Origin of the sequence: Pseudomonas sp. NBRC 111132, assembly GCF_001320565.1 — a bacterium.
In the GTDB taxonomy this organism is placed as follows: Bacteria; Pseudomonadota; Gammaproteobacteria; order Pseudomonadales; family Pseudomonadaceae; genus Aquipseudomonas; species Aquipseudomonas putida_P.
Genome location: NZ_BCBI01000122.1, coordinates 1 through 1918, shown reverse-complemented (window position 1 = coordinate 1918; position 1918 = coordinate 1). Strand labels below are relative to the sequence as shown.

At 62.8% G+C, this 1918-nt stretch carries 2 protein-coding genes; one reads left to right on the top strand and one right to left on the bottom strand.

Going from position 1 to position 1918, the window contains the following annotated elements; all coding sequences use genetic code 11:
- Positions 1–521: AhpA/YtjB family protein (locus tag APH35_RS27920; protein WP_256213831.1), on the bottom strand; the 521-nt coding region annotated here is incomplete at its 3' end.
- A 134-nt stretch (positions 522–655) separates the two neighbouring features.
- Here APH35_RS27920 and serB point away from each other — a divergent pair.
- Positions 656–1870 carry a phosphoserine phosphatase SerB gene (gene serB / locus APH35_RS27915; RefSeq protein ID WP_012274473.1) on the top strand — a complete coding sequence of 405 codons (1215 nt, stop codon included), beginning with the start codon at positions 656–658 and terminating at the stop codon, positions 1868–1870.
- Positions 1871–1918: the final 48 nt, after the last annotated feature.

Here is a 1918-nt window from a genome sequence, read left to right as displayed (position 1 = left end):
ATCGCGGCCAGAATGCCCATGCTCTGCAGGCTGATCAACATCGGCTGCTGGAACTGGCTCATGTCCAGGCTGATGCGCAACTGCCCGGCTGTCACGTCCTGGAAGGTGATCTTGGTCTGGTACAGGCCTTCGGCTTCGCCCAACAGGCTGTTGCGCGGGCGCTGGCCAGCTTCGGCGAGGATACGGTTGTCCACGCTGTAGATCGCCGCATGGGCCACCAGCGGGTTTTTCACCAGGTTGCCGAGCAGCACATTGAGGCTGAGGATGTCGTTCGACACCAGCAGCTCGGTTGCCGACGTGGCAGTCTGGGTGGTCAGGCTCTGCCCCAGGGCATCGGCCTGCTCATGCATGGCCTGCTTGAACTGCAGGCCCATCACGCAGGCGTAGATCACCAGCGCCAGCGCCACCAGGAAGATGTTGGTGCAGGCGATGCGCAGTGCCAGCGGCACGCGACGTTGACTCAGGGCACGATAGATCATCAGGAAGAAGTTATCTGGTTTGACTGGCGTGGGCCGGTTCACTGAGCTCGGCTCTTAATGGCATGAAAGTGGGGGGAGTATAGCGAGCCGGGTTTTGTCGGCAAAGTATCGTTGGCGCCCGATGGTCATGGAAAATCGGTAGAATGCGCATTTTTCATCGAAGTCGGAGCCAGGTTGTGCGCGAAATCGTCCTGATCAACATCACCGGTGAGGACCGTCCCGGTCTCACTGCGGCTATCACCGGCGTCCTGCTGCAGGGCGGTGTGAGTATCCTCGACATCGGCCTGGCGGTCATGCACGGCACCTTGTCGTTTGGCATCCTGGTCGATATCCCGGACAACGAAGTGGCGACTGCCCTGCTGCAAAGCGTGCAGGCCAAGGCCCACGAGCTGAACCTGCAGGCCCGCTACACCCCGATTTCCGAGGCGGATTACCAGCACTGGGCCGATGGCCATGGCGAAGCGCGCCACATCGTTACGCTGCTCAGCCGCAAGATCACCCCCGAGCAGTTGCAGCGGGTGAGTGCGGTGATCAGCCAGTACGGCCTGACCATCGAGCGCATCGAGCGCCTGTCGGCCCGTGTGGCGCTGGATGCCGAAACCGACAAGGGCAAGGCAGCCGTCGAGATTTCCGTGCGCGGCGTACCGAGCGATGCCCAGGCCCTGCGTGCCGATTTCTTTGCCTTGGCTGAAGCGCTGAGCATCGACATCGCCTTCCAGAAAGACGACCTGTTCCGCCGCAACCGCCGCCTGGCCGTGTTCGACATGGATTCCACGCTGATTGAGGCTGAAGTCATCGACGAGCTGGCCAAGGCGGCCGGTGTGGGCGAGCAGGTCGCGGCGATCACCGAGCGTGCCATGCGCGGGGAGCTGGATTTCCGCGCCAGTTTCAAGGAGCGCATGGCGCTGCTCAAGGGCCTGGATGTGGGGGTGCTGGACGAAATCGGTGCCTCGCTGCGCCTGACCGAGGGTGCCGAAAACCTGTTCGCCGAGCTCAAGCGCCTGGGTTACAAGACTGCGATCCTGTCCGGTGGCTTTACCTACTTCGCCCGCCAGGTGCAGGCGCGCCTGGGTATCGACTATGTGTTCGCCAACGAGCTGGAAGTGGTCGATGGCAAGGTGACCGGGGTGGCGGTAGAGCCGATCGTCGACGCCCAGCGCAAAGCCGAGCTGTTGCAAAAGCTGGCCAACGAAGAAGGCTTGCAGCTGGAGCAGACCATTGCCGTGGGGGATGGTGCCAACGACCTGCCGATGCTGTCGCTGGCTGGGCTGGGTGTCGCGTTCCGTGCCAAGCCGCTGGTGCGCCAATCGGCCAAGCAGGCTATTTCTACCCTGGGGCTGGATGGCGTGCTGTACCTGCTGGGCCTACGCGACCGCGACGCGCGCGGCTAGTTTGTCGTTGTATCTTCAGTGCCTGTGAGATCGAGCGCCGCGCGGGTG